Below are 672 nucleotides of genomic sequence, written 5' to 3'. Positions count from 1 at the left end.
CTGCGTCTGCTGGTGTTGGTCGGCCTGCTGCTGTTCGTCGCGGTGGCGGCAGCCTGCGCCTGGTTTGGCGATGGCTGGCTGCAGTACCCGACCGGCTGGGCCAAGCCGCTGATCGTCGTCATCGAGGCCGCGGCGACACTGTCCATCGCCGCGAGCCTGAGCCTGCTGGTGATCGGCGACGACCCGGAGCCGCAGTCATGAGCGCCACGCTGTTCTGGATCGCCGTCGGCTTCGCCCTCTGGCTGCTCGGCCTGCACGGGTTGCTCACATTGCGCCATGCGCTGCGGCAGATCATCGCCATCAATCTGATGGGCAGCGGCGTGTTTCTGGTGATGATCGCCCTGGCGGCGCGTCATGATCCGGGCGATCCGCTGCTGGTGGCGCTGGTGGTCACCGGGCTGGTGGTGGCGGTGAGTGCGACCGCCCTGGCGTTGCGCCTGAGCAGTGCGCTGGCCACCTCGAAGGGGCAAGAGCGATGAACGCCGCCCTGGTCAGCCTGCTGCTGCCGCTGGCCGGAGCCTTGCTGCTGATCCTGCTGCGCCCGGCGCGCAGCGGCCGCTGGGTGATCGCGCTGAGCCTGGGCGCGCTCCTGGCGGCGATCATGGCGCTGCAGGTGGTGCTCGATCATGGCGAGCGAAGCCTGCTCGTCGGTGGCTGGGAGGCGGGGCTGGC

Annotated in this window: 3 protein-coding genes; all 3 read left to right on the top strand. The window is 69.9% G+C overall.

The features are described 5' to 3' along the window. The coding region (locus tag CXQ97_RS20920; protein WP_219815478.1) for a hypothetical protein at positions 1–201 on the top strand (201 nt) is incomplete at its 5' end. After that, positions 198–479 (top strand): NADH-quinone oxidoreductase subunit K, encoded by a 282-nt coding sequence (locus tag CXQ97_RS20915; RefSeq protein WP_104182373.1) that lies wholly within the window; start codon positions 198–200, stop codon positions 477–479. The genes CXQ97_RS20920 and CXQ97_RS20915, both read left to right, overlap by 4 nt. After that, positions 476–672: hypothetical protein (locus CXQ97_RS20910; RefSeq protein WP_219815476.1), on the top strand; the 197-nt coding region annotated here is incomplete at its 3' end. The genes CXQ97_RS20915 and CXQ97_RS20910, both read left to right, overlap by 4 nt.

Source organism: Arthrobacter sp. B0490 (assembly GCF_002929355.1).
In the GTDB taxonomy this organism is placed as follows: domain Bacteria; phylum Actinomycetota; class Actinomycetes; order Actinomycetales; family Micrococcaceae; genus Arthrobacter_D.
Note: the sequence above shows the minus strand (reverse complement) of the source record. Positions and strands in the feature narration are given on the sequence as shown.